The sequence below is a fragment of the Pseudomonas sp. 39004 genome (assembly GCF_028682155.1).
Classification (GTDB): domain Bacteria; phylum Pseudomonadota; class Gammaproteobacteria; order Pseudomonadales; family Pseudomonadaceae; genus Aquipseudomonas; species Aquipseudomonas capeferrum.
The window spans coordinates 1-2,909 of the sequence record NZ_JANIAG010000313.1 but is presented as its reverse complement, the minus strand read 5'-3'; the positions used below and the strand labels follow the sequence as shown (position 1 = coordinate 2,909).

At 64.3% G+C, this 2,909-nt stretch carries 3 protein-coding genes; 1 reads left to right on the top strand and 2 read right to left on the bottom strand.

Annotated elements, in window-relative coordinates; genetic code table 11:
• Positions 1-149 precede the first annotated feature (149 nt).
• Positions 150-863 (top strand): GntR family transcriptional regulator, encoded by a 714-nt coding sequence (locus tag NP534_RS26480; RefSeq protein ID WP_186661318.1) that lies wholly within the window; start codon positions 150-152, stop codon positions 861-863.
• Positions 864-869: 6 nt separating this feature from the next.
• On the opposite strand, the gene NP534_RS26475 is transcribed toward NP534_RS26480, so the two are convergent.
• Both NP534_RS26475 and NP534_RS26470 read right to left on the bottom strand, forming a co-directional pair.
• Positions 870-1,820 (bottom strand): PDR/VanB family oxidoreductase, encoded by a 951-nt coding sequence (locus NP534_RS26475; protein WP_274100695.1) that lies wholly within the window; start codon positions 1,818-1,820, stop codon positions 870-872.
• A gap of 12 nt (positions 1,821-1,832) precedes the next feature.
• The gene (locus NP534_RS26470) at positions 1,833-2,900 is read right to left on the bottom strand and encodes an aromatic ring-hydroxylating dioxygenase subunit alpha (protein ID WP_274100696.1); all 1,068 of its coding nucleotides are present in this window, start codon (positions 2,898-2,900) and stop codon (positions 1,833-1,835) included.
• Positions 2,901-2,909: the final 9 nt, after the last annotated feature.

The following is a 2,909-nucleotide window of genomic DNA, read 5'->3' as shown; positions in this document are numbered from 1 at the left end:
CTCTTCCGATCTCGCCCGCGCGGCGCTCGATCTCAAAACCACCCAATGCATCAAGGCGAGCACCTCCGCGCCCTCAGCCACACCCCAGGCGATCCACAAGCTTTCCCATTACGCTAAGATGGCCGCCCACGTCTCTGGAAACTGCCTGGATGAGCAAGCCCGGTCAATTGGTGCTGGTTACGCTACGCAAGATGATCGCCTCCGGCGAGCTGGCCGCCGGCGAGCGTCTGATGGAAATCCCCACCGCCGAACGCTTCGGTGTTTCGCGCATGCCGGTGCGCATGGCATTCCGCACCCTTGAGCAGGAAGGCTTGCTGGTGCGCTTTGGCGGGCGTGGGTTTCAGGTGCGCTCGGTCAGCGCAGACGACATCGCCGGCGCAGTCGAGGTTCGCGGTGTGCTCGAAGGCCTGGCCGCCCGCCAGGCGGCAGAGCGTGGCCTGTCCCCCGAAGCACAAGAGGCGCTGCAGCGCTGCCTGGTCGAAGGCGACCAGCTGTTCGGCAAAGGCTTCGTCACCGAAGAGGACCTGCAGGCCTACCATGACCTCAACATGCGCTTCCACCAGGTGATTGTCGAAGCCAGCCACAACCCGGCGATCGCCGATGCCCTGGCGCGCAATGACCACCTTCCGTTCGCCTCGGTCACCGCCCTGGCAGTGGACCGCCATGACCTGGCGCGTGAATACCGGCGCTTCAACTACGCCCACATGCAGCACCATTCGGTGTTCGATGCCCTGGTCAGCAGGCAGGGTGCCCGCGCCGAAGCCATCATGCGCGAGCACGCCAATGCCACCTTGCGTTATGCCGAGACCTTCGGCGCGGCAACGGCCGACGCGCGCATGAAGGTCATCCTGCCCTCGACGTGAGGCCCCTCAGAGGTCAAGCACCAGCAGCGGGGTTTTCGACCGCGAGCAGCAGGGCGTGAACTGATCGTTCAGGGCCTGCTCCTGCTCCGTGAGGAACAGGTCGCGATGCTCGGGCGTGCCGGACAGGACGCGTGTCAGGCAGGTGCCGCAGATGCCTTGCTCGCATGACATGGCGATCGCGATGCCGTGCTGTTCAAGCACGTGCACCACGCTCTGGTCGGCGGGCACTTCGAACACCTGGCCGGTGCTGTTCAGCTGGACCGAGAAGCTGCCATCGCCCTGGGTATCGACCGGCGCGGCGGCAAAGTATTCGCGATGCAGGCACGCCTCCTGCCAGCCCTGCGCCTTGGCGTTTTCCAGCACGTGCTGCATGAACCCGCCCGGGCCGCACACATACAGGTGCACATCGGCTTGCGGGTTGGCCAACACCTGGGCGATGTCCAGCACGGTCTCGGGTTGCTCGTCGAAATGCACGAACAGGCGATCGGCAAAGGCGGCGCCGCGCATTCGCTCGACGAAGGCTGCGCGATCGCTGGAGCGGGCGCAGTAATGCAGTTCGAAATCCGCGCCGCTGGCGGCCAGCTGCTCAGCCATGCACAGGATTGGGGTGATGCCGATACCGCCTGCGAACAACAGGCTGCGGCGGGCGCCCTGGGCCAGTGGGAACAGGTTGCGCGGTGCGCTGATACGCAGGCGGGCGCCGTTGTGGATCTGCTCGTGCAAGCTGCGCGAACCGCCGCGTGAGGCCGGGTCTTTGAGCACGCCGATCAGGTAGCGGTGGCGTTCTTCGGGGTGGTTGCACAGCGAGTACTGGCGAACTTGCCCTTCGGGCAGGTGCACGTCGATGTGTGCGCCGGCGCTGAAGGGCGGCAGCAGGCTGCCATCGACGGCGGCCAGTTCGAAGCTGCAGATGTCTTGTGCTTCGTCGTTACGGGAAACCACTACGGCATCGATCATGTCCGTTCCTCGTCAGGCTGGGCTTGCGCTGGTCGCGATCAGTTCGGCTTGGGGCATGCGCTCGTTGGCGATCAGGCGCTCGAGGATCTTGCGCGACTGCACGCCACCGGCATCGATGTTGAGCTTGAGCAGGTTGCGCTGGGGGTAGGCGAGCAGGTTCTGCTGCTGGCGTTCGAGCATTTCCAGGTCTTCACTGAAGATCTTGCCCTGGCCCTCGCGGATGTTTGCAGTCAGCGCTTGGTCCTGCGCTGCGAAGTTGCGGGCCATGCCCCAGAAGTACCAGATCGAGGTGTCGGTTTCGGGGGTGATGAAGTCGACCACGATGCTGGATGCCTTGTGCTGCGCGTCGGCGTGATAGCCACCTTTGCCCGCGTGGGCCACGCCGACTTCGATCAGCACATGGCTGGGCGGGGTGAAGCGGCAGATCTGCCAGCGGTCCACCGGTACATCGTCGGCCAGGCCGTTGCCGCGAAGGGCCATGCGCCAGAACGGCGGTGCCATGATGTTTTCCATGTGCCGTGCAGTCACCACTTCATCGCCGGTGACGGTGGTCACGGGCGGTGCTTCATCGATTTCCTTCTGGCCGATGCTGGAGGCGTGCACGTAGGTTTCATGGGTCAGGTCCATGAGGTTGTCGATCATCAGGCGGTAGTCGCAGCCGATGTGGAACAGCCCGCCGCCATAGGCCCAGTCATCGTTTACCGCCCATTCCAGATGGGGGATCAGGCTTGGGTCCGCCTGTGCCTGGTCGCCCGGCCAGACCCAGATGAAGCCATAGCGCTCGACCGCGGCAAAGGTCTTGTTGCAGGGGAAGCCCCTGACCCGTTGGCCTGGCATCTCGACAGTCTTGCCGTCGCAGCCCATCACCAGGCCGTGATAGCCACACACCAGGTTACCGTTTTCGACATAGCCCAACGACAGTGGCGCGCCGCGGTGCGGGCAAAAATCTTCCACCGCCGCCACCCGGTTCTCGTGGCCTCTGTAGAACACGATCTTTTCCCCGCAGATTTGCCGGCCCAACGGCTTGTCGGCGATTTCGTCAGGGGTGCAGGCGACATACCAAGTGTTTCTCGGGTACATGAGGCTCTC

What these genes read in the sequence shown, in the direction of transcription:
- NP534_RS26480 (WP_186661318.1), top strand. Translation starts at nt 150, where the DNA reads ATGAGCAAGCCCGGTCAATTGGTGCTGGTTACGCTACGCAAGATGATC.
- NP534_RS26475 (WP_274100695.1), bottom strand. Translation starts at nt 1,820, where the DNA reads ATGATCGATGCCGTAGTGGTTTCCCGTAACGACGAAGCACAAGACATC.
- NP534_RS26470 (WP_274100696.1), bottom strand. Translation starts at nt 2,900, where the DNA reads ATGTACCCGAGAAACACTTGGTATGTCGCCTGCACCCCTGACGAAATC.